Source organism: Mesorhizobium silamurunense (genome assembly GCF_014843825.1).
Classification (GTDB): Bacteria; Pseudomonadota; Alphaproteobacteria; order Rhizobiales; family Rhizobiaceae; genus Mesorhizobium; species Mesorhizobium silamurunense.
In genome coordinates this window covers 25,588-49,676 of record NZ_JHQR01000003.1, presented here as the reverse complement: position 1 = coordinate 49,676, position 24,089 = coordinate 25,588, and the positions used below count along the sequence as shown (strand labels likewise).

At 57.1% G+C, this 24,089-nt stretch carries 19 protein-coding genes, 1 tRNA gene and 1 pseudogene; 12 read left to right on the top strand and 9 right to left on the bottom strand.

Annotated features, from left to right (window positions below; translation table 11 throughout):
* Window positions 1-24: 24 nt before the first annotated feature.
* Entirely contained in the window at window positions 25-510 is a 486-nt protein-coding gene (locus DH10_RS00445; protein ID WP_192384033.1) for a hypothetical protein, read from the bottom strand.
* Window positions 511-1,074: 564 nt separating this feature from the next.
* Between DH10_RS00445 and DH10_RS00440 the strand changes: the two genes are divergently transcribed.
* The 9 genes from DH10_RS00440 (at window position 1,075) to DH10_RS00400 (ending at window position 14,354) form a co-directional block, all read left to right on the top strand.
* Complete coding sequence (locus DH10_RS00440; RefSeq protein ID WP_192384032.1) at window positions 1,075-1,719, top strand: carboxymuconolactone decarboxylase family protein; 645 nt, start codon at window positions 1,075-1,077, stop codon at window positions 1,717-1,719.
* Window positions 1,720-1,983: 264 nt separating this feature from the next.
* Window positions 1,984-2,724, top strand: a complete 741-nt coding sequence (locus DH10_RS00435) for an AfsR/SARP family transcriptional regulator (protein WP_192384031.1) — start codon at window positions 1,984-1,986, stop codon at window positions 2,722-2,724.
* A 538-nt stretch (window positions 2,725-3,262) separates the two neighbouring features.
* Window positions 3,263-3,940, top strand: coding sequence for a DUF6008 family protein (locus DH10_RS00430; RefSeq protein ID WP_192384030.1), 678 nt, complete (start codon window positions 3,263-3,265; stop codon window positions 3,938-3,940).
* Between the two features lie 253 nt (window positions 3,941-4,193).
* Window positions 4,194-4,403, top strand: coding sequence for a hypothetical protein (locus tag DH10_RS00425; protein WP_192384029.1), 210 nt, complete (start codon window positions 4,194-4,196; stop codon window positions 4,401-4,403).
* Window position 4,404: 1 nt separating this feature from the next.
* A complete protein-coding gene (locus DH10_RS00420; protein WP_192384028.1) occupies window positions 4,405-5,394 on the top strand; it encodes a DUF1702 family protein in 990 nt (329 codons plus the stop codon).
* Window positions 5,391-7,343, top strand: coding sequence for a CRTAC1 family protein (locus DH10_RS00415; RefSeq protein ID WP_192384027.1), 1,953 nt, complete (start codon window positions 5,391-5,393; stop codon window positions 7,341-7,343). Before DH10_RS00420 ends, DH10_RS00415 begins: the two co-directional genes overlap by 4 nt.
* Complete coding sequence (locus tag DH10_RS00410) at window positions 7,343-8,335, top strand: enediyne biosynthesis protein UnbU (RefSeq protein ID WP_192384026.1); 993 nt, start codon at window positions 7,343-7,345, stop codon at window positions 8,333-8,335. Before DH10_RS00415 ends, DH10_RS00410 begins: the two co-directional genes overlap by 1 nt.
* A complete protein-coding gene (locus DH10_RS00405; RefSeq protein ID WP_192384025.1) occupies window positions 8,335-13,890 on the top strand; it encodes a type I polyketide synthase in 5,556 nt (1,851 codons plus the stop codon). Before DH10_RS00410 ends, DH10_RS00405 begins: the two co-directional genes overlap by 1 nt.
* Complete coding sequence (locus DH10_RS00400) at window positions 13,887-14,354, top strand: acyl-CoA thioesterase (RefSeq protein ID WP_192384024.1); 468 nt, start codon at window positions 13,887-13,889, stop codon at window positions 14,352-14,354. Before DH10_RS00405 ends, DH10_RS00400 begins: the two co-directional genes overlap by 4 nt.
* Before the next feature lie 35 nt (window positions 14,355-14,389).
* Here the strand turns inward: DH10_RS00400 and DH10_RS00395 are convergent, their stop codons facing one another.
* Both DH10_RS00395 and DH10_RS00390 read right to left on the bottom strand, forming a co-directional pair.
* On the bottom strand, window positions 14,390-15,667 hold the full coding sequence (locus tag DH10_RS00395; protein ID WP_192384023.1) for an AarF/UbiB family protein: 1,278 nt from the start codon (window positions 15,665-15,667) through the stop codon (window positions 14,390-14,392).
* Window positions 15,664-16,326 carry a hypothetical protein gene (locus tag DH10_RS00390; protein WP_192384022.1) on the bottom strand — a complete coding sequence of 221 codons (663 nt, stop codon included), beginning with the start codon at window positions 16,324-16,326 and terminating at the stop codon, window positions 15,664-15,666. The genes DH10_RS00395 and DH10_RS00390 overlap by 4 nt, the downstream gene beginning before the upstream one ends.
* Before the next feature lie 665 nt (window positions 16,327-16,991).
* On the opposite strand from DH10_RS00390, the gene DH10_RS00385 reads away from it, so the two are divergent.
* A complete protein-coding gene (locus tag DH10_RS00385) occupies window positions 16,992-17,765 on the top strand; it encodes a hypothetical protein (protein ID WP_192384021.1) in 774 nt (257 codons plus the stop codon).
* A 247-nt stretch (window positions 17,766-18,012) separates the two neighbouring features.
* Here DH10_RS00385 and DH10_RS00380 read toward each other — a convergent pair whose 3' ends face one another.
* A complete protein-coding gene (locus tag DH10_RS00380) occupies window positions 18,013-18,318 on the bottom strand; it encodes a MoaD/ThiS family protein (RefSeq protein ID WP_192384020.1) in 306 nt (101 codons plus the stop codon).
* 5 nt (window positions 18,319-18,323) lie between these two features.
* A complete protein-coding gene (locus DH10_RS00375; RefSeq protein ID WP_192384019.1) occupies window positions 18,324-19,406 on the bottom strand; it encodes a WD40/YVTN/BNR-like repeat-containing protein in 1,083 nt (360 codons plus the stop codon).
* A gap of 260 nt (window positions 19,407-19,666) precedes the next feature.
* On the opposite strand from DH10_RS00375, the pseudogene DH10_RS00370 reads away from it, so the two are divergent.
* Window positions 19,667-20,373, top strand: a pseudogene (locus tag DH10_RS00370) (ABC transporter permease).
* Entirely contained in the window at window positions 20,370-21,164 is a 795-nt protein-coding gene (locus DH10_RS00365; RefSeq protein WP_192384018.1) for an ABC transporter ATP-binding protein, read from the top strand. The pseudogene DH10_RS00370 and the gene DH10_RS00365 overlap by 4 nt, the downstream one beginning before the upstream one ends.
* 324 nt (window positions 21,165-21,488) lie before the next feature.
* Here the strand turns inward: DH10_RS00365 and DH10_RS00360 are convergent, their stop codons facing one another.
* The 4 genes from DH10_RS00360 to DH10_RS00345 form a co-directional block, all read right to left on the bottom strand.
* Window positions 21,489-22,784 carry a tyrosine-type recombinase/integrase gene (locus tag DH10_RS00360; RefSeq protein ID WP_192384017.1) on the bottom strand — a complete coding sequence of 432 codons (1,296 nt, stop codon included), beginning with the start codon at window positions 22,782-22,784 and terminating at the stop codon, window positions 21,489-21,491.
* A gap of 212 nt (window positions 22,785-22,996) precedes the next feature.
* Window positions 22,997-23,072, bottom strand: a tRNA-Phe gene (locus DH10_RS00355).
* Between the two features lie 164 nt (window positions 23,073-23,236).
* Entirely contained in the window at window positions 23,237-23,455 is a 219-nt protein-coding gene (gene yacG / locus DH10_RS00350) for a DNA gyrase inhibitor YacG (RefSeq protein ID WP_192257549.1), read from the bottom strand.
* On the bottom strand, window positions 23,452-24,078 hold the full coding sequence (locus DH10_RS00345) for a Maf-like protein (protein WP_192257547.1): 627 nt from the start codon (window positions 24,076-24,078) through the stop codon (window positions 23,452-23,454). Before DH10_RS00345 ends, yacG begins: the two co-directional genes overlap by 4 nt.
* Window positions 24,079-24,089: the final 11 nt, after the last annotated feature.

Below are 24,089 nucleotides of genomic sequence, written 5' to 3'. Positions count from 1 at the left end.
ACTGGATAGAAACTGGGGGCAACGTCAACCCCAGAGCTGAATTAATAATGCCGTCATCAAGAGAAAAATTGGGCCCAGCCAAACTACCTCTCTTGTCATATTCAGCCGGTGGTGCAGTTCGAAGCCAAGCCCTGTTTTTGTCGTTACCTTGCTGAGGAATGAAATCCGGAAGTCATAGGCAATTTGCGCGAAAATCAACCCGGCCGCCATGATTGCATAGGGGTAGCGACTGACTGGCAAACTACCCTGAAGAGAGAAAAAGCCGACTGCAACCGCGAACGCTGGAAATCTCCCAATCACACTGTAGGGAAATCGGCGATACACGGCGATCAGCGTGGGGCGGCGGCTTTCGAGCAAACGTTTGCTCCAATGCTGAATGACGCTACCCAAGCTGATAGTAATGTACGCAGTAAGGAGATAGCGTCCCCACACCACCTGAGTCGGCTTATTGAAGTTTGCGTATTCGAGGAGGGCTTCATGCGTCTGCTCGGCAGCCAGGCCGGGTATCATGAAACATAAGGTCAGACCGAATATCACAATGGTGACTGGCCATGTTCTATAGAGAGCCGTTATGACTTCAACGTACGGCCGTATCGTTGCTTCCAAACGTCGGCGACAGAATCTAACGCGCGCAAGGAACATGCGAGACTGGCGTATGAACCGCGAGTCCGACGACATGTTTCGGAACCTCCCCCAATCTACTCGTCACCGTTGGCCAAGTTCGGGTTGGCCAAGTTCGGAATCCGGCAGATTAAATCAACGACCGAAGTTAGTACGTGGGCAGCCTTCGCGCCATGTCTATTCGAGATCCGATCTATGAGCGTCGCAATGGCGCTTTTCCGCCGGGTGTCGGGTGTCGCCGATCGGCAGTGTTATGCCGATCCTAGGATCGACCACCCTATCGTAATCAAGCCGGCGCCAAAGGCGAACGACATTGCGCGCCTTGAGCTCACAATTTGCAGGGCGGGATACTATCAAATGGAGAGATTTGTGAGTTCTTCGTGATCGCACGAGCAGTTCTCAGGTGCATGGGATCAAAATTCGACATCCACGCTACGATGCCAGGAGGAGCAAATGGACAGCCACCTGCATGCGAGACAGGCTGAGAGGATGCTTCGTGCAACCGAGACTCCTATCGTGGACGGCTTGCCGGACTTTCCGGGCATTCTTGCCGCGATGATGATTTCGCCAGATTTGGCGACGCCACTGAGGTCGCTTGCTGACACCCTTCTCGTCAAGCTATTTCCGGGTGCAACGCTGACGAGATCCGAACGTGAATTGATCGCAGCGGGGGTATCCGCGGGCAACGCCTGTTTCTATTGCATGGACACGCATGCCGCCTTCGCAGAAGCGCTGCTACAGCGAGAAGGCGTCGGCGAGGATCGCTCGCGTGTGCTGACAGACGACGTAAAGATGGGAGTGCTGACGGGCTTGTCCGGCAAGATGCAGCGGCTCATTCGCATCGCCTTGATCGTGAGGGATAGTGGTCGAAAGCTCACCGAGCGACACATCGCAGCGGCTCGCTCTTCTGGCGCCAGCAATGCCGATATCCAACTGACAATTCTGATCGCTTCGGCGTTCTGTATGTACAACCGAATGGTTGACGGGTTTCGAGCGCGTACGCCGTCAGATCCCACTGCGTTCCAGGATCGCGCTCAGCAGATCGCAAACTATGGATACTCGGACACGCGTGTAACGGCTGTTCCAGTTGCAGCGTGATATGTTGGAGTCCAGTCCGAACTGCTTCTCACCTAATAAAGCTCTGGGAAATTTTAGCGATCCGTGATTTTATGGTGAGCGAACTCTGCATTATTGCCAACAACCAAGTAACATTGCGGCCATCCACCTGAAGCGGCGGTCGGCGCGGGCGAGTCCCTGTGGTTTGGGGGGTGGGTCGTGTTGCAGGTCAATCTATTGGGTTCATTTGCTATCACCGTGGACGGTCGGCGGGTTCACTCTGACCTTGGGCCGTCGGGGCAGAGGATGGCTGCATTTCTGTTTGCTTTCCCGGGCAGGCTTCATCGTCGGGAACGGATCGCGGATCTCTTCTGGCCGGAAATGAACACCGAGAGGTCCCGGGCCGCGTTGAACTCTGCTCTATGGCGCCTGAGAAAGATTCTGGGGCAAGAGCCGAGCAGCAACGGCGGTAGAAATCTTCGATCGATCGGGGACGACGTGGTTCTGGATCAGGAGCCTTGGCTACACGTCGACTCAAACGCGATCACAGCGTTGGCAAAAAGGGTGGCCCTCGGATCAGATTCCCAGGTAGCAGCTACGCTCGAGGCAATCAGGTCCGCAATCGAATTGTACCAGGGGCCATTTCTGGATGGCGAAGAAGATGCCCTGTTTGTGGAAGAGCGCGAGAGAGTTCATACATGCTTTGTCACGCTCGCTCACAATGCGCTTGCCCAATATATCAGGCAAAGTGACTACGCTGACGCGATTGCAGTATGCCGCAAGGTCCTTTCATTCGATCCTTTCCGCGAGTTCTTCGTTCGAAATATGCTTGGTCTGTTGTGCCTGGATGAGCAGCGCGCCGAGGCGGCCAGGTTCTTCGAGCGCTGGCAGAAAGTTCTTCGTGCAGAAATCGGAGTTGGACCGATGCCTGAAACGGCCCGGCTCTTTCAACTCATCCGGCAATGCGACAACCACGACGACATAGAGTCGATCCGGCAAACACTCTGCCTTGAGAAGCGGGGTGTGCTGAATTTGCATTCCCTATAGGCGAGTGCTCGCATTCCCACGGCACTCACTGCATCTGTGATCAAACGTTGGCACCTTCTTGTCCAGCCATTGATCCTTGGCAAAGGCATATCCAGATTTGCACATTCGGATCGTGTCATTGTCTGGATAATTGGTCGATGGGTCGGCAGGTATCCTCGATGCTAGGCTCCAACTGCCCGCTTTCGGTAACGCCGCGCCCACTTCACACGGATGAGAACGCTTCGCGATGGCGGCTCTGACGCGGGCAGTCGCTGCAGGAACATGCTCGCGAAGTTCGCTCGGAGACGCCCGTTCTCGTCTGATGCTGGTCTGGCCCAGCAGAGCTCTTGAATCACAAACCTCCCGATTGGAAATCCTGTCCGGCTCGATCAATGCACAGCATTCGCTAGCCAGGCATCGGTAGCCGCTGCAATGATAGTGCGGGCAATTCGCGCCAAAGATGGTGTTGGCAGTATCTTGTGAGGGTTTGGTAATTCTGGCGCCAGCGCTACGACGTAGGTCTTGGGCCTTGGACACAACGCGACCCAGGGAACAAGAGATGGCTACTTCAGATGTGTCTCAAACTTCCGAGGTGTGGAATTACAAGATTGCCCTTGGAGTGGTTGCCGCGCTTGGCCTGATTTTCCAGATTGGCCATTTCGCGGAGCATGCATTCCAGTTTGGTGTCTGGGTTCTTGGCGACTGGTCGAACATCTGCGGCCGTGACACTCCCTGGATGTCTCCGTGGGCCATGAACCTCGTGCAGCAGATTGGTCTCGTTGTGGCGCCTTCCGGCGATGCCGCGCGCCGCACGATGCTGGGGATGGAAGTGCTACATCTGATAGGCAACGGTATTTTTCTGACAGCCCTCGTCTGCCTTTATGTGTGCCTGCCTTCGAAATGGGTTCGCTGGGCTTTATACATCGAGACCTTCCACCTCTATGAGCATATCATGCTCACGACCAGCGCCTTCTTTGTCGGAAAACCAATAGGTATGAGCACGCTCTTCGGGGCGGCAAGTGTCGTCGGGAGTCGGGATTTCGCGGTAGGGTTCAGGGTGACCTGGCACTTTGCCATGAACCTTCTGCCGATGCCCTTCGCAATGCTCGGCATCATGGAATATGAGCGCATGAGGAACGCGCTGGCCAGAGTTAGCCCGGCAGACCGTTTCCGTGGGCTACGCCTGGTCTCGTGCCCTAAATTACGTCAGGGCGAAGATCCCGGGGCCCGCACATGAAGATCCGCTGCGGTGGGCTGCACATGTCTGCCCGGTTCACCGGCGCCAAGGCCTGAATCCTGGCGGCATGTCGGCGTGGACCCGCAACGAGCGCACAGCACGTTTCGTGAAAATCGAGGGCACCACCGGTCGTGAGGCATTCGTGAGAATTCACTGAGAAGCGCCGCGCCGTTTTTCGACTTCGCCGCAACAATCTGATGAGAACGCAAACACCGTTTCACGAAATACTTCGTCAATCGAAGGAGCCTTGGTCGTGAAAGAAAAGGCCAGGTCAGGCGAGCCGGACAAGGTGTTTGTGCTCCGTTTCTGGGGAGATCCGGGAAGTCAGCCGGCAACCTGGCGCGGAGAGGTCAAGGAACTGGGCGCAAGCAGGCATTCTGACAGGCCATTCAAGGTTTCGGGCCTGGCGGCAGCATGCAAGGTCATCGCTGAGCAACTGAGAAAATCGATCATGAGGGAATGACGTGATCCCCCTTCCGTTCGACCCGTTTGATCCTCCGGTCCTGTCGCCGCCAAAGATGCTGTGGCGGCCATTTATTCTGTCTCCTGTTGAAGCAAGCTTCGAACGACGTGGTTTCGCTTCGTCATCGAAGGAACGAAGAGCACAGCTCGAAATGATCGGCGAGGCCTTCATCCAAGGCTACAACAAGGGACTCCTTGCCAGGGACGCTGCCGAGGTGCGCCTGGCCAGCAAGGACGTTGACCCTTTCTTACGCGGATTCGCTGTTGAAGGCAGCGCCATGGGCGTGGCGGTCCATGACGCATTCTCCTTACGACGGCCAGTTCTCCCAGAATTGCTGGCCGAGTTTGCTCCTGATTTCACTTATCTGGCCCACGTCGGATGCGGATGGGCTATGGCAAGGCTGCCCTGGCGAAGGGCACCGGTACTGAAAGCACTTGACCCGCTGCTGCGCTGGCTTGCTTTCGACGGGATGGGTTTTCACGATACGTACTTCAAGCCACGTCGCGTCCTGTCATTCTGGCGCAGGGTCGACAGTGGCTATGCGGCGCACGCGTATGACCAGGGCTTGGGACGCGCGCTATGGTTCGTCCGCGGCGGCTCCGTTGAAGATGCCGTTCACACAATCCGGCGATTTCCGTCAACCCGGCAAGGCGACCTTTGGGCCGGTCTTGGTCTCGCCATGGCCTATGCGGGTTGCGCGGACCGGTCCGATTTCAGGATCGCCCTGACTGCAGCACAGCTAAACGGGCGGCATTTCGCGCAAGGTATCGCATTCGCCTGCGAGGCGCGCGCGCGCGCCGGCGTGCCATCTGCAGCGGCCGACCTTGCCGCTCGGACAGTTTGCGACATGTCGGCGCTCGAGCTGTCCAAGCTGGTTCGGACAGCCCGAGAGGATCTCTCCGCGGTCGATCCTGATGTTCCTGACTATGAGGTCTGGCGAGAGCGGGCATCCTCGTCGTTGACCGTCTGTCGACTGGAGGCTGCCGAATGACAAGCCTTCTTCTGCGACATGCAGCGAAAATCGTGACTGTGTCGATAGCTGTGGCGCTCTATCTGGCAGCGTCTCCACGTCAGCTGACGGCAGAAGCATCGGCCGAGCTGGCCGCACCGTTACGATTGTTGCCGACCTATCTCCAGCCAGCGGACACGGGACGACCTTACCGCACAATTCGTGATGTCAATCCTTCGCTCAGGCGCATCGACGCGTGGATCTCGTCAGTAGGTTCAGGAATCGCCCTTGCAGATATACAGGGACGAGGATTGCCGGATGACATATGCCTTGTCGATCCTCGCAACGACAGCGTTACGGTGATGCCTGCTCCGCAAACTGGCGACCGTTTCGTACCATTTGCCCTGGAGCCTCCCGACAGAGGCTTCGATATCCGAACAATTGCCCCGATGGGCTGTCTTCCGGCGGATGCCAACGAAGACGGTCGGATGGACCTCATCGTCTACTACTGGGGCAGAACGCCGGTGATTTTCCTTCGCAACGAGCGCCCGGATCTCGATGCGGGAGGGTTCACGCCCGTCGAGCTGATTGATGCTCCGGAGATATGGAACACGAATGCAGCCATTCTTGCCGACGTTGATGGTGACGGCCATCCGGACCTTGTTGTCGGGAACTACTTTCGCGACGGCGATCGGGTGCTCGATCCCCGGTCGGACAAGCCGGTTGCCATGCAGCACTCCATGTCACGTGCAGAAAACGGCGGGAGAAACCGGCTGTTTCTATGGCAGGGTGCCACCAGCACGTCCGTAGCTTTCCGCGACGCAAGCGCGGCATTCACCGACGAGATGGCAGACGGGTGGACATTGGCACTTGCCGCGCGCGATCTGGATGACGCGTCGCTTTCAGGCGACATGCAGAAGTTTCGCAGCCTGCCCGAGATCTATGTTGCCAACGATTTTGGCAATGACCGGCTTCTCCTGAACCGGTCAACTCCTGGCGAACCGCATTTCGAACTGGTCAAAGGGACCAGAACTCTCGGCGTTCCGCGCTCCAAAGTTCTTGGCCAGGATTCTTTCAAAGGGATGGGCGCCGATTTTGGAGATCTGGTCGGCGACGGCCGCTCGGCGCTTGCAGTAAGCAACATCGCGTCTCCATACGCGCTTCTCGAGAGCAATTTCCTGTTCGTCAACAATGGTGACGACACAGCATGGCTCAGAGGTGTAGCGCCCTACGTCGACCGGAGCACGGAATACGGGACCTGGATCAGCGGCTGGGGCTGGGACATCAAGTTTGCGGACCTGCTGAATTCGGGGCGGCCGGCGATCCTTCAGGCAATTGGCTTCATCAAGGGGACAACGAACCGATGGCCCGTACTTCAGGAGCTTGCCATGGGCAATGACGAGCTTCTGCAGTATCCCGCCGCATGGCCCTGTTTTTCCCAGGGGGATGAACTTTCCGGACGGGATCATGATCGGCTTTTCCTCCCGATGGGCGACGGCAGGTATGCAGACGTCTGGAAGTCTCTCGGGCTGGACTCCGAAACTGTTTCGCGCGGGATCGCGACCGGCGACGTCTACGGCGATGGTCGGCTCTCCGTCGCTATTGCACGGCAATGGAGTCCTTCTGTCTTTCTGAGAAACGTGTCAACGGATGTCGGACAATCGATCGTTGTTGATCTCAGGGTAGCAGGAGCCGTCGGGGGTACAAGACCCGCGATCGGTGCCGAAGCGCGCGTCGTTCTTCCGGATGGACGTATCGTCACTTCGGTCGTGGATGGTGGATCCGGCCATGCCGGAAAGCGTGCGCCAGAAATCCACATCGGCCTTGGCAAGGTGGCCTCCGACGCCCGGTTCGATGTGCAATTCAGATGGCGCGCCCCTGCTGGCCAGCAGACCATGACGATGAAGCTGACGCCCGGGCGGCATCGGCTGGTACTCGGCGATGCGCTGGCCGCTGCCCCGCAGGACAACTCCCGGAATGGAGGTGGCTGATGTCGACCGCAACAACGCCACTGACTGGTCGTCGCGTTGACCGCTTCGAAGCTGTTGCGGAACGCTGGTATTCCGAGAAGCGTCTGGGTGGGCTGTCCCGCTTTGCTTTCGCGATCACTGTCCTGAACATTGTCGGCCACGCCTTCCTTGGGTTTGAGCAGTCGTGGATCACCCCCTTTGTCGCGGTGGGGATAACCTATTCAGTAGATCTGATCGGCGAAACATTGGAAGCGCGCGCTGCCGGTCGCAAACCTCGCTACGCAGGCGAATTCCTGGATCTGGTCAGGTTTCTGCTACCAGCTCACATCAGCGGACTTGCAGTTGGCATGCTATTGTATTCAGCTGATAATCTGGCTGCCGTTGCTTTTGCGGCGAGCGTTGCGGTGGGATCAAAATATGTATTTCGGGTAGCTCAGGGGCAGGATAAGGACGGCAAACCGGTTTCGAGACACTTCCTCAACCCTTCGAATTTCGGCATCACCGTAACGCTGCTGTTGTTCCCCGCAGTGGGAATTGCACCGCCATACCAGTTTTCCGAGAATACGTGGGGTTTCGTGGACTGGCTTCTGCCGCTTGTTATCGTTGGAACCGGAAGTTACCTCAACAGGAAAGCAACGGGCAGGATCCCGTTAATCCTCACCTGGGTGACGGCGTTCGCTGCGCAGGCGATCATTCGTGCAGCCATAAACGGAACACCGATTACATCCGGCCTTGTGCCGATGACGGGCTTTGCCTTCATACTGTTCACTTTCTACATGATCACCGACCCGGCAACGACCCCTGCCAGAACGCGCGGGCAGATTGCTTTCGCTGTTGCGGTCGCCCTTGCCTACGCCGTCTTCATGGAACTCCACGTGGTTTTCGGCCTGTTCTTTGCGCTCACTGTAGTGACTGCCGGACGGGGAGCGTTGCTTGCAATTGCCAATGCTGGCCTCAGGGTACGGTCTGCCGGTCAGAACCGAAGGTCCGCTGCTCTCTCCCCGGGTGAGTGATGAAGCCGCAAACTAGAATAGCCGTCGTCTCGCTCTCCTGCCGGTTTCCCGATTCTGGGAGCCCGACCGGGTTGTGGCAAAATGCAATGGAGGGACGCAGAGCGTTCCGGGCAATCCCTAAGGAGCGATTGAACCTCGAACAGTATGCAGAATGCCTTCTCGGCGAAGCCGACTCGATTGCGCCGGTGATGGCGGGACTCCTTACAGGCTGGGAATTTGACCGCGCTCGATTTCGCGTACCCATGTCAACCTTTGAAGCAACCGACATGGCTCATTGGCTGGCGCTTGAACTTGCCGCTGACGCGATCTGCAAGGCAGGCCTCGACAGACTTGATCGCAGCCGGACGGCGGTGATCGTTGCAAATACGCTGACCGGTGAATTCAGCCGGGCCGCGATGCTCAGGCACCGGCTCCCTTTCCTCGACGCCATGTTGGCAAACGCTGTCCAGATCGAGGGCCTCGAGGCGACTGTCGGATTAAGGCTCAGGCAGGCATTTGGTGCCGAGGTGCGGAAAAAGTTCCCGCCGCCGAACGAAGACAGCCTGGCCGGAGGACTGGCGAACACGATCGCCGGCAGAATTGCCAACCATTTTGACCTGGGTGGTGGCGCATACACAGTCGACGGAGCATGCGCGTCATCTCTTGTTGCGGTCGCGGACGCAGCCAATCTGCTGGCGTCACATCAGGTTGATGCAGTTGTGGTTGGCGGTGTGGATCTCAGTATTGATCCATTCGAGCTCGTCGGATTTTCGCGAAACGGTGCGCTTGCCAAAGGCGATATGCGGGTTTTCGATGCTAACTCGGCAGGCTTCTGGCCAGGAGAGGGAGGAGCGTTCGCCTTAATCGTGCGAGATGGTGACGCACGCCGCGCCGGTTTCGACCGGCTGGCCGTGCTTCGCGGCTGGGGAATTTCTACGGATGGAGCAGGGGGGTTGACCCGGCCATCCAGCGCAGGACAGCTGGTTGCATACAGGAGAGCTTACGAAAGTGCAGACGCAGACCCCGCGGATCTGGCCTTCGTGGAAGCCCATGGCACCGGGACAGCTGTAGGCGATCCAACCGAAATACGAGCTCTGGCCTCGTTGCGTGGCCGGACATCGAACCCGCTCCTCATCGGATCAATCAAGGCAAACATAGGTCACACGAAAGCTGCGGCCGGATTTGCGGGCCTGGCAAAGGCTATCGAAGCATTGCGCCAAGGGGTGCTGCCGCCTCATGTCGGGTGTCGCGATCCGCATCCCGCCTTTGCGGAGGTGGAAAACAGGGTTCAGCCCGCCGTCGTTCCGACGCGGATTGATGGAAGACTCGCCGGCGTGTCGAGTTTCGGGTTCGGTGGAATCAATGCCCATGTCGTCATTGAGCAGGTAGGCAAGCCCGAGAAGGCATCGGTGTCGCTGCGAGCTCCCGCCGCCTTCGATGCAGAGCTGTTTCTCTTTTCAGGAGCCACGCCTGATGAGGTTGCTCGAGATCTCGACGTCCTTTTGGCAAGGGCACCGTCCCTTTCGATATCTGAGCTTTCGGATGCCTCTGCCGCAACTGCAGCTAAAGCAGGGGCAGGTAATATTCGGGCCGCAGTTGTGGCCTCTGAGACCAAGCAACTTGCGGAACGGCTGCTGCATGCAAAATCGTTGCTCGAAAACGGACGATCATCGTTCATACGTGAAGCTGGCGTTCTGGTGGGCAAAAACCATTCTGCCCCGCGAATAGGCTTTGCTTTCCCGGGGCAAGGAGCACCTTCACGACCTGACGGCGGACTTTGGGCGCGGTGCTTCTCTGACGCCGATGCCTTCCGATCGCAAATTCCTCAACGTTGCCAAGTGGATTCCGTCGCAACGGAGGTCGCGCAGCCCACAATAGTCGCTGCGAGCATGGCTGGACTTGCGCTATTGGAGAGACTTAGTGTGGTCGCCGAAATCGGCATCGGTCACAGCCTCGGCGAGATATCCGCGCTTGCCTGGGGCGGTGTAATGGCGAGGCAGACTGCCGTCGAGCTTGCAGCGAAGCGCGGCGCAATAATGGCTGATCATTCCACGGCAGGCGGGAGCATGCTGCGCGTAGCGCTACCCTCAGCCGAGGCCGAGGCGATTTCGGCAACTGTCCTGAACGCTGTTGTGGCGTGTGAGAATGGTCGAAATGAAACGGTGATTGCCGGTCCTCGCGCATCCATAGAAAGCCTCAAACACATCTTTGAGAGTAGCCATATCGATCACACGCTTCTGGCGACCTCGCACGCCTTTCATAGCGCAGACATTTTCGGAGCTTTGAAGCCTTGGCGTGAAGCACTTGCTGAAATAGAGCTTCAGGTTTGTGAGAAGTCGGTGGTGTCGACCGTCATTGGTGAAATCGTCGGCGACGCAACCAATTTGCGATCACTCTTGACAGACCAGCTTGTTCGCCGGGTTCGCTTTGAGGCTGCATTGAAGCAGGTCCGGCTCCATGCTGACATATTAGTTGAAGTCGGACCGGGACAAGGACTTGTGAGGCTGATAGAGGACTGTGGCATCCCAGCCTTGGCTATCGACGCTTTTGGCCAGTCCATCAATCCACTTCTCGTTACACTCGGGGAGCTTCATGCACGCGGACATTGCATCAACTGTGCTCCGCTATTCGCCGAGCGCGCAATCAGGCAATTTGATCCGGCGCCTTCGGCGTTCCTGACCAATCCGTGTGGGTCGGCAGCGGTGCCAGGCGCACAAGGTCCAATCACAAATCCGATGGCTGTCATCAATGTACCCGTGGTCGCAACCGGGGACAGCCTATCTAGAGTTCTGTCCGTCATTTCGACCCTGACGGGGCTTCCGCAGGAAGCAGTTGGCGCCGACGACCGGTTCCTCGAAGCGTTGCATCTGAATTCGCTGTCCGTTTCACGAATAGTGACCGCCGCTGCTAATGCCCTCGGGGTGCGGCCGCCCGCGGTTCCTACTGAGTTTGCCAACGCAACGCCGCGCATACTGGCTAGCGCGCTCGATGAACTGCGCGAGTTTGGCCCAAGCAACGGTGAAGGCGATCGGATCTCGGGAGCCCGTCTTTGGGTAGACACCTACGCAATTCGGTGGGTGGGTGGTTCGTTGTCATCAGATGTCGATACGGCAGCCTGGTCAACAATCCGGCTTTCGGCATCCAGCGATAGTCCCCTTTTGCCAACTTCAACGGAAGCTTGGCTTCTGCATCTTCCGCATCCGTTCTCCCGCACATGCGCCGAGGTGCTGATCAGCGTGACCGCAGAAGCTTCGCGTCGTGGCGTCAGGCACTTCGCCATTGTTCACAAAGGCTCGCCAATCTCGGCCTTTGCACGGTCCTTAGCGCTCGAAGGGGCCTTCCAAACCGTTCGTGTCGTTGATTTCAACGAGAAACTTCACACTGACGAGACGCTGACAAAGGCTCTCAGAGCGTGTGCCGGCCGATATACCGAGCTGCGGGTCGATTCCGACGGATCACTGAAAACTCCGGAGTTTGTTCCGTTAGAACCCGCGACCGACCGGGAATCCGGGGCGGTCGGAGTGGGCGATGTTGCACTGATCGTTGGAGGCGGCCGAGGCATCACCGCCGAGTGCTCGCTGGAACTCGGGAAAAGAGGCGCCGCGTTGATCCTCGTGGGCAGAACAGCTCCCGAGAACAAGGAGGTTTCAGACACTCTCGCTCGAGCCCATAGGCTAGGCATTAACTGCACATACGTGCGTGCGGATGCGTGCGATGCGGTGCAGTTGCGATCCAGGCTTGCTCCGGTATTCAAGACCGTGGGCACGCCGTCGGTTCTCGTACACGCAGCTGCCGTTAACGAGCCGATGCGGATCTCGAATGTAGACGCGGCGACGGCGCGTCGCTGCTTGGCGCCCAAGATCGATGCTTTTGACAACGCCTTGTCTTGCTGCGGATCTTACCTCCGGAGGATCGTGACGTTTGGCTCGCTAATAGGCCGGATCGGGCTCGAGGGAGAAGCCCACTACGCCCTGGCTAACAGCGCGCTGACTGATCGTGCTCTTGCTTGGGCATCTTCGAAAAGGGGACGATCGGCGCTTGCGCTCGAATGGTCAATATGGGGTGGTGTCGGAATGGGCGAGCGTCTCGGCACCATCGATCGCCTGACCACTGCTGGTGTTGACCCAATTTCGGTTGACGACGCTCTAACCGTGTTTAATCGACTCGTTGAGTCGGGTGCTTCGGGGGCTGTCGCAGTTACGAGCCGCTTCGGATTCCCTTACGGCCTGGATTTGGGTTCCACGACCCTGCCATCGCTGCGGTTTGTAGATCGACCCGTACTCCATTACCCCGGCAAGGAGATCGTGCTTGAAACTGAAATTTTGCCAGGGCGGGATCGCTATCTTGACGATCATATCGTCGGCGGCCACCGGGTTTTCCCAGGCGTCATGGCATTGGAGGCCCTAGGTCAAGCAGCCTTGTGCTTGTCGCCGCAAGCGCGCTTGGCGTCTATGGAAAGGATCGTATTCGAACGCGCCATCCATGTGGGCGACTCCGGTGGGGTGACTATACGTCTGGCAGCGGTTAGGGCTGAGGGCAGAATTGAGACGGCGCTCTTCGCAGCTGATGACAATTTCCTGTTTGCCGCTGTTCGTGCAACCTTCAGGTTGGGAACAGGCACTTCGATCGGCTCAAAGTATCAGTCAGACAGTCTTGTTGAAGCGGAAAGTTTCGACGCCGGTCCGCTATATGGCCGGCTGTTCTTTCATTCTGGCCGGTTCCGGCGTGTGGACCGGTTCCTGGCTGTGAACTCGCGATCAATCACAGCAACGCTCACGGACAATGGACCGGATGGATGGTTTGGGTCATACGAAGCGGCCCAAACGATCCTTTGGGATCCGGGCTTGGCAGATGCCTGCATGCACGCCTTGCAGGCTGCCATACCGCACAGAACGGTCCTGCCCGTCTCAATCGATCAAATCGAATTGGTGTCGCACGCTTGTCCGAAAATCATTCGCGCACGGGAACGCAAGGCAAGGCCCGGCTTCTACGTCTTCGACATAGAAGCTGAGACTGCGGAAGGCCAGATCGTGCAACGCTGGACCCGGGCAGCATTTCAATCGATCGGGGAAATGGATGCATCGGATGTGATTGCGTGCGAAGGCCAATTGATCACTCCGTTCTTGGAGCGAGTGGCCAGGGAAACCTTTGGAGACGAGAGCATCAAAATCGCTGTTGTGAGAGATCAGTTGGGTTCACGGCAGGATCGCCGGAATACTGCCCTGTCGATGCTGAAAGTCTCAGGCTGCGTCGATCGGCGGACCGACGGTCGGCCGATAAGAATCGACGGCAAGGGTTCGATCACCATCGCCCACCGCGATAGCGTAACGCTGGCGGTCACAGCCAAAACAATGATCGGATGCGATATTGAAACATCAGATACAGCCGGCCCCGAGTTCGTTGCAGTCGAAGCCTGCAGGAAGATCGACCGTCAGATTTCGCCTGGCCACGTGGCGAAACTCCGCTTTGGTGGATCGCTCCGTGTCGATGACATGCATGTACTAGTGGTGAGCCTGCCGGTTCAAGCAGGCTTCAAAACCGTCGCGCTAGCTCACTCAAGGATGGCCCCTGAATGACCGCGTACACCAATATTCGCGATTCGGCATTGGATTCGCGCAAGCCGTTTGTGTATCGGCACCTCGTAACTTTTGAGGACACAAATGTCGTGGGCAATGTGTATTTCGCCCGACACATATCTTGGCAAGGTCGCTGCCGAGAGTCGTTTCTAAAGGCTTATGCGGCAGGGATTGTAGCCGACTTGAAAGGGAATTTTCGGTTAGTAACACTGCAAGTGTCTTGCGAATACTACGAAGAGCTCCATGCCCTTGACGAAATCGAGGTTCGAATGCGACTCGCTTATCTTCGTCAACACAAGATTGGCCTCGACTTTGATTATATGGTTATCAATGGCGGCGAGAATATTTTAATGGCGAAAGGGTTTCAGGAGATTGGTTGCATGGAGGTAACAAGTCGAGGCCTGCAGGCTGTTACACCACCTGAGGATCTTGCCAGAGCACTCCAGCAGTTCACTCACACTTGACCCGGAGAACTCTGCGCATCGACTTGGCAACGCTGTCAGCGCTCAATGGATGGTGCGGCTCCAAAGCGGCGCTCGATAATATAGTCCATGGCCATGCGTTGGAAGTCGAGTTTTGGATGCTGTTTCCTTACGAGACCCTCGATGCAAAATAGTGCGTAAATTGGCCAAAAGAATTCGGGAGTTCCGTAAACACCATGAGACCTCTGAATTAAATAAAGATTACTTACAAATGTCGTCAGGCTAAACTTTTCAGCTGTTAGACGAGAATAGCTAGAAATTAACTTCGAAACGTCAAAACGGAATTTGTCAATATCGAAAATTTCTGGAACTGATATCGCTGTATTAACTATTATGTTGGCCGCGATGTCTCCCTTTCCAAGTGAGACGCTCAAAAAAAATTCACGAAAGTTCCCCATCGTGGCTGCTTCCATGCGGGAAACTAGTCCGAAATCAAGATACAATAGCTGGGAATATTGGTTCAACTGTAAGTTTCCAGGGTGGATATCACAATGAACAATTCCAAAAAAGAAAATCATTTCAAAAATCGACCGCATGCAATCTTTAATAACTTCATGTTGATTTTCACAATTTGATTGATCGATTGGAGTCAGGTTTGTCTCGAAAGACATAGCAAGTATATTTTTGGATGGTCGGCAAACTACAGTCGGAAATCTAATCCGTTTAGGAAAAAAATTCCAAGACCTAAATATTTCAATATTAAGAGCTTCCTTTTCGAAATCGAGCTGTTCATAAAGTTTGTCCGATATATCTTTTGATAGTTCTTTGATCGGAATCGAGCGAATTTGAGGAACCCTAGCCAAAATGCGCGCGGCTGCGGAGAAGAGCCGTAGGTCCAACCCTATCAGCTGGTCAATTCCAATTTTTTTTAACTTCAGCGCAATCAGGTCCCCCGTTCGTCGATCAGTTGCTAGATGAACTTGAGCAATAGCGCCGGAGGCGATCGGATGCGGCTGTATGTCAAAGATTTCCCTTATCCATGCGTCCTCATCAGCGATAACCAGGGCAAGGGGTTGGTGGCTGCAGCTGGCGCGAAGAGTTGAGAGAAGCGCGATGTCGGTCGCTGAAAAGAGGTCGTGGCGCGTAGATAAAATCTGTGCGATCTTGATCCAGCCGCCACCAAGACTGCGGGCGACGTGGAAGACTGCCGCTCCAAGAGAATACGTCGGCGGCCTGTCTCTGGCCGCCGCATTTCCTAATCGGCTCGTGCCGAAACGTAGGGCTGCGCCCGTGAGCACTATCACGGTATGCGAGGCCCTGCCAAGAACCTGCAGCCCTAACCGCACGCTATTCACTCAAGCTCCCGGTTGGCCGCTGGCTTGGTCGTGCCAAACCGGACTCGGCCCATGCGACCGGCATAGTCGGCCGAAGTAAATTCCGCTTGATCTTTGGCGCATGCCGCAATCGTTGGGCCCGCGTGCTGCATAGCGACCAAGGGAGAAATCTGGCCGTCTCGCTGCGCCGTGATGATGACCTCTCCTTCATAAAAGAAGGGGGCGGCTCTGAAGGAAGTTACCACGCGATCAGTCGGTGGCCTCATCGACCATCGGCCCCCCGCACTCCCGATGTTCATCGGAAAGCCTGGTACTCGCGCAACGCCAGTGTCGACAAAAATCGAATGTCCCTGACCTAGGGGGCGAAGTTCGAAAAGTGGCCAGAATTCAGCCTTGCTTTCGAATGTACCGTTGGTATCATCTTCGAAATGATAAATAGCTTCACCTACTGACTCTCGCGTCGGGGAAAGCGTAACATATAGATCATAGTATCCGGCAAGTGCGCCGTTACCTTTCAGTTTGACTGGCGCCGCGCTGACATTTGCAAAAGCCACAATTCGTGTCGGAACCGGCGCATCGGAAGTCGCATCATCGAGGCGCTCCATGATCGTGTCGGTATTTCCTATAGGGGGATCAAGGGGAATACCGACCAGCGTAACGAATTCGCTGAAGAGCTCCATACCGTCACCCAGCAGGCCAGGTGAGAACTCGATATACTGGTCGGATCGAATGGTGTGTAGATAGTCTTGGCCTCGCGGAAGGCGTCCGCTGGGCGTCGTGCTTGCAGTCTGCTGAGATGGACTACGCGGTTTCCTTTGGCTGGGCATCGGTATCTCCTTCCAATTGAGCGGCAGAAACTTATCTTTATGCTACTTCGCTGGGCTAGCTGGCGGCTCACGGCTGGATCACGATGTGCTTTCATCTAATAGTCGGTGCTGCTGGTATTGGCCGGCGACGCGTTGTCGAGGCTGATATTTCAGGTATCTGGACCAATTTCGCGCAGACAAAGTCAAAAAAAGGAGCGAAGGGGTTACACCGACCAAGACGATACATCACTTCTCAATACAGGATCCCTGCCTCGCTTTGAGCGCAAAACCTATTGCTTGTCTCTCTCCAATCTACGAAACACAGAGGCCAAGCTACCTCAATTAGCTCGTACGGAGACTGTCGAGAGAGCCAAGTTTGTAAATGCAGGTTACAAGTGTGGTTTTTATGGCGAAGAAACCCTTGGGTGAGCCGAAGAGAAGTCGATCTGGCTTCGATCGGCTAGTCACTGCACAGGCCAATCCGGGTTTGAGGCAAATTAATAACGTTAAATACATCAGAAATTCAGGGAGATGGTCAGATGAGAGCTCTTACCTGTCTACTTAGCGTGCTATTTGCTACGATCAGCTTCTCGGTTGGAGAATCTTCTGGACAGGATGCTTTTGCCCCATTTTCATCGCCGTTGGCAGTTCGAGGGGGAGCCATTTTCGGGCAGGCAATCGGTGTGACATCGGTGGTATTTGGGAAAAAACCCGAAGGAAAGCCGGAAGTGATCCTATTTTCGGGACTACTTGAAATCACAAAATCGCCTCTGGTTACCCTCTCGGATGGATCGCATCAGATAGCAGTTCAGTTCGACTCGATTACTCAAGGAGGCGCACGGATTGCGCGCGCGGCAAAGACGACGAAGGGATTCGTCGAGGTCTGGGTAGATCCGAGCAAGGCACTCGATTCAATTGGCATCCTTACCGAGATACCAGAGGCGGAGCACGGACATGAGGCAGCCGAGGGACATGCTAAGCTCTATTTAGCCTTCAAGGCTGGATTGGATTTCTCGGGTCCGGATTTCGGCGAACTCCGAAACACAGAGCCGGTTGAACTCAATGGCCATATCCACAGAGTCCCACCCATTACAAAACCTATAAAGCTCGAAAAAAATATGACGGCGGACGAACTAATCATGTTGATGGATGACGTCGGCGACGCCGACAAATGGGTTGGCGCAAATGACCACCCTATAGCCTTGCTCGATAAGACGGCGTGGCGCGTGCCTGGTTCACACCGTATGTTCATGTCACGACCCTCACGGGGTTTTGCGGCGACAAAATTGATAATGATGTCGACGGACGCATAGATGAGGAGAACGGTGACAACGGAGATGACGACCATGACGGATTTGTCGACGAGGATTCAACATGTCCGTCCTGAAACAGTCAGCTTGGGCTGACCTCCCTCCGAACTTCCATCTGGTGGCGAGTCGCGGGCAGCCTGGGTGAACGGACTGGCGCGAAGGGTCGCGCTGCGGTGTTTTTTTGCTCTTCCGTGGCAGACGGCGATGTCCGGGCGGGACGTAAGCGTCGAAAAGTAGATCGTCCCGAAACCTATCCTCCGCTGATCGCTATGATGACGAACACCTTCGCCCCCGGTTCGAGCGGCGTATCAAGCCTGGCGCGCTCGCCGTCAACGAAGACGTTGATGTGCTTTCTGATCGCCGGCGTCGAGTCGCAGAGCCTGTCGCGCATGCCCGGCCACCGCCGGTCGAACTCATCCATCATCTCGTCAACAGTTGATGCCGGCATCGTCACCGAGCGTGTCGAGCCTGGGAACAGGTCCACCAGCACGCCGGGCAATCGCACCGTGATTGCAACGGTCTGGCTGGGTCGCGTATGACGCGAATCTTTCGGCACAGTCCTTACCCTTCGACCACCATTGTCTCGACCGAGGTGATGACAGGCAGATGCTCGGCGATAGGTGCAAAACTATCGCCCTCGTTGGCGCTGGCAAATACCGTGCCGCTCGATGTGCCGAAATAGACGCCGCCCGGCTCCAGCCGATCCGTCGCCATCGCCTGCCTCAGCACACCGAAATAGGCGTTTTGCTGCGGCAGGCCTTCGCGCAAGTCCTGCCAAGTCTTGCCCGCGTCGCGCGTGCGCCACACCGCTGCCTTCGCATCGGGCATATAGCGGCCCGCCGTATCCCCGTTGAGTGGGATCATGAAGACCGTGTCGGGGTTGCTCGAGTGGGCAGCCACCGGGAAGCCGAAGCTCGACGGCAGACCTTGCTCTATGCTCTGCCAGCTCTTGCCGCCGTCGTCCGAGCGGTACATGCCGCAATGGTTCTGCTGGTAGAGCCGGTCAGGCTTCCCCGCAGCCATGACGAAGTTGTGAACGCACTGGCCGAACTCTGGATAGTTTTCTCCCTCCGGTAGGAAATCGGCACGGGTTCCTTTGTTGCGGGCCTCCCATGTCTTGCCCCGGTCCGACGTATAGAATACGCCGGCCGCCGAGATGCCGATCCACATCTGGTTCTCATCATTCGGGTGAAGCACCATCGAATGAAGGATCAGGCCGGCGTTGCCAGGGCTCCACTGTGGGCGTGACGGGTGTTTTCGCAGCCCTTCAACATGCTGCCAGGTCTCACCGCGATCGTCGGAACGGAACAGGCCGGCAGGCTGCACGCCGGCATAAAGAATGCCGTTGTTCGGCGCGACGCTCCACACCGCTGTGATCGGCTCGGCGCCTCGCTCATAGGCGAGCCCCTTACTCGAATGCGTCCAGCTCTCTCCGAGATCTGTCGATTTCCAGACGGCCGGGCCGAACCATTCATTGCCACCGCCGCCGTAGATCGTGCCTGTCGTCGGGTTGCCGACAAGATGGTTCATCGGCCATGTCGCGCAGAATGGACCTTTGAGACCCCACGATTTGCGCTTGGAATCACTTTCCAGGATGAAGGCACCTTTGCGGGTGCCGATCAGAACGAGCACATTCTTCGCCATGATCAGGTCCTCTTGCCACCGGCGGGTACGCCGGTCGGAGGATGAAAGTTACGCCCTAAAGCAATAACGTCAACTCGCCGGCACAGAGCCTGTTGCCACTTCGCCGCGACTTCAACCAGGCGTCTTTGATAGGTGCCACTTTTTCGCTATCCAATCCGCGATGAGGCGCGTTTGCATAGACCATAAGATCAAGACAGGAAGGCCAGTGCGAGGCTTGGTTGTTTTCCAGTTTGCAACACCTTCTTGAGCGTGGCGGATCCCTGCTTGATGCCCTGCTGCGCCTGCTGCCCGGCGTTCCATTGACGCTGCAACTGGCATTCATCTCGGTCGGGCTCGGAATGGTCCTTGCCCTGGTGCTGGCAATGCTGCGGCTATCGGGCAGCCGCCCGGTCGAGTGGGTCGCTCGTAGTTACATCTTCGCGTTCCGCTCCACTCCTCCCTGCTGGTGCAAATTTTCCTGATCTACTACGGTCTTGGCCAGTTTCCGGCAATTCGGCATAGCGTGCTGTGGCCGGTCCTGCGCCAGCCTTACTGGTGCGCCATAATCGCGCTTGCGCGGAACACGGCCGCCTACGGAAGTGAAATAATCCGCGGTGGCCTGCAGTCCGTGCCGGAGGGGCAGATCGAGGCTGCCCGGGCCTGCGGCATGAGCCGGTTCCTGATATTCCGACGCATCATCCTGCCCCTTGCCGTCCGCCAGGCCCTGCCGGCCTATGGCAATGAAATCATACTGATGGTGAAGGCGACAGCGCTGGCATCGGTGATCACCATGATGGAAGTCACCGGCCTTGCCGCCAAGCTGATTTCCGAAACCTACCGCGCTGTCGAAGTCTTCATTGTCGGGGGAAGCATCTACCTGATCATCAATTACGTCATCACGCGGATCATTCACTTACTGGAATGCTGGCTGACGCCGCATCTTACATCTGTACCGCCAGCCGTCATCGAGAGAGAAGACGCGATATGAGCCTGCAACTGCAGAGAAATCCGATTGTCGATGCCACGGCTCCAGCTGTCCGCATTCGTGATCTGCGAAAAGCCTACGGCGCTTTCGATGTGCTGAAAGGCGTGTCGCTCGACGCTTATGACGGGGATGTTGTTTCAATCCTCGGGTCTTCGGGCTCGGGCAAGTCGACGATGTTGCGGTGCATCAACATGCTTGAAACGCCGACCGGCGGAGAAATCTCCATCGGTGGCGAGACCATCCGGATGAGACAGGTGAAAACCGGCCTGCAGCCAGCTGACCGTAAACAGGTCGATCGCCTCCGCGCACGCGTGGGCATGGTCTTTCAGAGCTTTAACCTATGGTCGCATAAGAAGGTGCTTGAGAACGTCATCGAAGCACCGATCCACGTTCAGGGCCGCACGTGCGCCGAATGCGTAGAGGAGGCAAAGGAGCTTCTGGCCAAGGTCGGTATCGCCGACAAACTTAATCACTATCCGATACATCTTTCCGGCGGGCAGCAGCAGCGTGCCGCAATCGCCCGTGCGCTCGGCCAACGACCCCGTGTCATGCTTTTCGACGAACCGACGTCCGCGCTCGATCCTGAACTTGTCGGCGAGGTCCTGAAAGTGATGCGCGCGCTCGCGGAAGAAGGGCGGACCATGCTCGTGGTCACGCATGAGATGGGCTTCGCGCGGGACGTGTCGAGTAAGGTCGTATTCCTTCACAAAGGAGTTGTCGAAGAGGAGGGGCCGCCTGAAGAGGTCTTCCGCGAGAGTCGATCAGATCGTTTTCGACAGTTCCTGGCTCGGTAGTGCGCCAACATCTGTGAGATTTGATGCTGCGTTGACGGCATCGTGTTACAAAGACCGGAGTTGCCATTGCGCTCCTGGTCCCCCAGACCAAACGCGCTCATATCCTTGTGGTAACACGCGTTCCATCTACCATTTTCGTGGGAAAGACAGAGACATCACCTGCATCGGAAACTAGTCCTCGTCCAGGTCCTTAGGTTCGCCAGGCCATTTGATAGAATACGAAGGAAAGGGGCTGGCGAATCACCCGCTAACGTATTGATTTTGTATAGAAAACGGTGACCCTCCGGGCCAACCACTTGGTCGCCCAGTTTCAGTTGTTGACCGTCAGGACAATTTCCGGAGGTTGCAGATTCGGCTCGGCGTTTGCGTCGATGTTGGGTTCAAAGTAGACCCTCGCGATAGTGTATGGACGGCAGTGTCCCCGGTCGAGATTACCCGCGCGTTTTTGCTCTCGAGTTCATCCAGATAATCGGCCCACCATTGCATCATCTTGACGCGCTCTTCCCAGTGCTCTGCCCGAGCGTAGGCCCGACGAACGTCGTTGCTCTCGATGTGGGCCAGCTGCCGTTCTATGGCGTCCGGATGCCATTTTCCGCATTCGTTTAGCAGAGTTGATGCCGTTGCTCGAAAACCGTGCGCGGTAGCTTCTTCCTTGCTGTAGCCCATACGGCGCAGGGCGGCGTTAAGCGTGTTGTCAGAAATCGGACGCGAACCCGATCGAACACTGGGAAACAGCAGTGCTCCACCACCAGAGATTTCTCTAAGTGAGGTCAGGACACTGACGACCTGACTTGAAAAGGGTACGCGGTGCGGCCGTCGCATCTTCATGCGTCCTCCAGGTATGGTCCACACCCATCTTTCGAAATCGAACTCATCCCACTCGGCGGCGCGCAGCTCGCCAGGTCGGGGAAACAGCAGTGCCATCAGCCTCAGGGCCGCTCGGGTTGTGGGCTGTCCGTCAAATGCATCGATCGCCCTCAGCAAGCCACCCAAAGCCTTTGGATCGGTAATCGCCGCGCGCGGCGTGACGGTCGGACTAATGAGTGCGCCCCTCAGTGAGAACGTCGGATCTGCCTCAGTGCGTGCAGTCGCGATTGCGTATCTAAACACGCTCCCGATGGTGGAGCGTAGTCGTCTCGCCGACTCATATCGACCGCGAACCTCCACGCGACGGAGGGCGTCAAGGACTATGGCCGGATCGATCTCTCGAATGCATTTTTCACCGATTGTCGGATAGGCAAAGTCCAGCAGCCATTTGACCTTGCTGATCGTCCGGTCGGCACGCCCCTCCTTCTTCAGCTTGTCAACATATTCGTTCGCGATTGAACGAAAGGTGTCCTTTACCGAACCGGCCTTGCGCAAACTGCGTTCCTGTGCGGGGTCGATGCCAGTCAGCAGTAGGCGTTTGGCGTCATCCCGGGCTTGGCGTGCCTCGGCGAGGGAAATGAGAGGATAGCCGCCTAGCGCCAGAAGCTTCTGCTTTCCTTCGAATCGATAGGCGAGGCGCCACAGCCGAGATCCGGTGGGTTGCACCCAAAGTTGGAGCCCACCACCGTCAGACAGTTTAACGAGCTTGGAGGCGGGTCTGGCATTTCGGCATCTGACGTCGGATAGGGCCATTGATCGGACCTCATTTTGGCTGTTTGATACCAACAGGATGCCCAATACCAACGGAAATACCATCCCAGCGCGCTCTTGGACCAAGTACGCCCAGATCTCCGCGAAACCCGCCTAGCCACGTCGTTCTCTACGAAAAGATCAGCGATTTCAGTGATTTGCAGAGATGGAAGCGTAGAAGTTTCGGCGAAAAGGAATGTCGGGCGAGGAGGGGATGGTGCCCAGAGGCGGATTCGAACCACCGACACGCGGATTTTCAGTCCGCTGCTCTACCAACTGAGCTATCTGGGCCTGTGCCGGCTAACGGGATCGCCCGCCGGGTTTCACCGGAGCGCCGGGCGGCACCCCTTGAAAGCGCGTGGGTTATAGCATGGGAATTCGGCCTGTCCAGCGCTTAGGTGTCGATTTCGTCGGGAAAGAAAAATCGCCGGAAAACGGCCAATTGCCGCGTGCCCTCACTCTTCGTCTTTGGGCGAGGGGGCCTGCTGCGAGCCTTCGTCTTCTTCCTCTTCGTCGCGGCCGGGGATGACATAGGCGCCTTTCAGCCAGCGATTGAGGTCGATGTCCTTGCAGCGCGCCGAACAGAACGGATAGTACTCGCGCACGGAAGGCTTGCCGCATTCCGGGCAGGGACGCTTTGGCCTGAGCGGCGTTACTTTTTCGTCCGGGCTCATGGCCGCGCGACGTGCCAGTTCTTGTGCGCCTTGAAGCCCTCGCCGGAAAGCAGCGCGACACTCTCGTAAAGCGGCAGGCCGACCACATTGGTGTAGGAGCCGACCATCTTGACGACGAAGGAGCCGGCGAGGCCCTGCACGGCATAGCCGCCGGCCTTGCCGCGCCATTCGCCCGACGCGATATAGGCGTCGATCTCCTCGCGCGGCAGCCGCTTGAAGCGAACTCTCGTCTCCACCAGCCGCTGCCTGAGCTTGCCGCTCGGGGTGATCAGGCAGATGCCGGAATAGACACGGTGCGAGCGGCCGGAAAGCAGACCGAGGCAGTTCACGGCGTCGTCGATCGTCTCGGCCTTGGGCAGGATGCGGCGCCCGACCGCCACCACCGTGTCGGCGGCGAGGATGAAGACCGGCGCATGGTCGTCTTCGCTTTTCAGCGAAGCCAGCGCCTTCTCGGCCTTGTCCTTGGAAAGGCGCTTCGCCAGCGAGCGCGGATGCTCGGCGCGCAGCGGCGTCTCGTCGACATCGGCGGGCAGCACGCGGTCCGGCTCGATGCCGGCCTGCTGCAACAGCTCGATGCGGCGCGGCGAACCCGAGGCAAGCACGAGCTTCTGCAGGTTGCTCATCGCGGTTCGCG

Coding starts and splice junctions, on each gene's coding strand:
- DH10_RS00445 (WP_192384033.1), bottom strand. CDS start 510: ATGATACCCGGCCTGGCTGCCGAGCAGACGCATGAAGCCCTCCTCGAA.
- DH10_RS00440 (WP_192384032.1), top strand. CDS start 1,075: ATGGACAGCCACCTGCATGCGAGACAGGCTGAGAGGATGCTTCGTGCA.
- DH10_RS00435 (WP_192384031.1), top strand. CDS start 1,984: ATGGCTGCATTTCTGTTTGCTTTCCCGGGCAGGCTTCATCGTCGGGAA.
- DH10_RS00430 (WP_192384030.1), top strand. CDS start 3,263: ATGGCTACTTCAGATGTGTCTCAAACTTCCGAGGTGTGGAATTACAAG.
- DH10_RS00415 (WP_192384027.1), top strand. CDS start 5,391: ATGACAAGCCTTCTTCTGCGACATGCAGCGAAAATCGTGACTGTGTCG.
- DH10_RS00410 (WP_192384026.1), top strand. CDS start 7,343: ATGTCGACCGCAACAACGCCACTGACTGGTCGTCGCGTTGACCGCTTC.
- DH10_RS00405 (WP_192384025.1), top strand. CDS start 8,335: ATGAAGCCGCAAACTAGAATAGCCGTCGTCTCGCTCTCCTGCCGGTTT.
- DH10_RS00400 (WP_192384024.1), top strand. CDS start 13,887: ATGACCGCGTACACCAATATTCGCGATTCGGCATTGGATTCGCGCAAG.
- DH10_RS00390 (WP_192384022.1), bottom strand. CDS start 16,326: ATGGAGCTCTTCAGCGAATTCGTTACGCTGGTCGGTATTCCCCTTGAT.
- DH10_RS00385 (WP_192384021.1), top strand. CDS start 16,992: ATGAGAGCTCTTACCTGTCTACTTAGCGTGCTATTTGCTACGATCAGC.
- DH10_RS00375 (WP_192384019.1), bottom strand. CDS start 19,406: ATGGCGAAGAATGTGCTCGTTCTGATCGGCACCCGCAAAGGTGCCTTC.
- DH10_RS00365 (WP_192384018.1), top strand. CDS start 20,370: ATGAGCCTGCAACTGCAGAGAAATCCGATTGTCGATGCCACGGCTCCA.
- DH10_RS00360 (WP_192384017.1), bottom strand. CDS start 22,784: ATGGCCCTATCCGACGTCAGATGCCGAAATGCCAGACCCGCCTCCAAG.
- yacG (WP_192257549.1), bottom strand. CDS start 23,455: ATGAGCCCGGACGAAAAAGTAACGCCGCTCAGGCCAAAGCGTCCCTGC.
- DH10_RS00345 (WP_192257547.1), bottom strand. CDS start 24,078: ATGAGCAACCTGCAGAAGCTCGTGCTTGCCTCGGGTTCGCCGCGCCGC.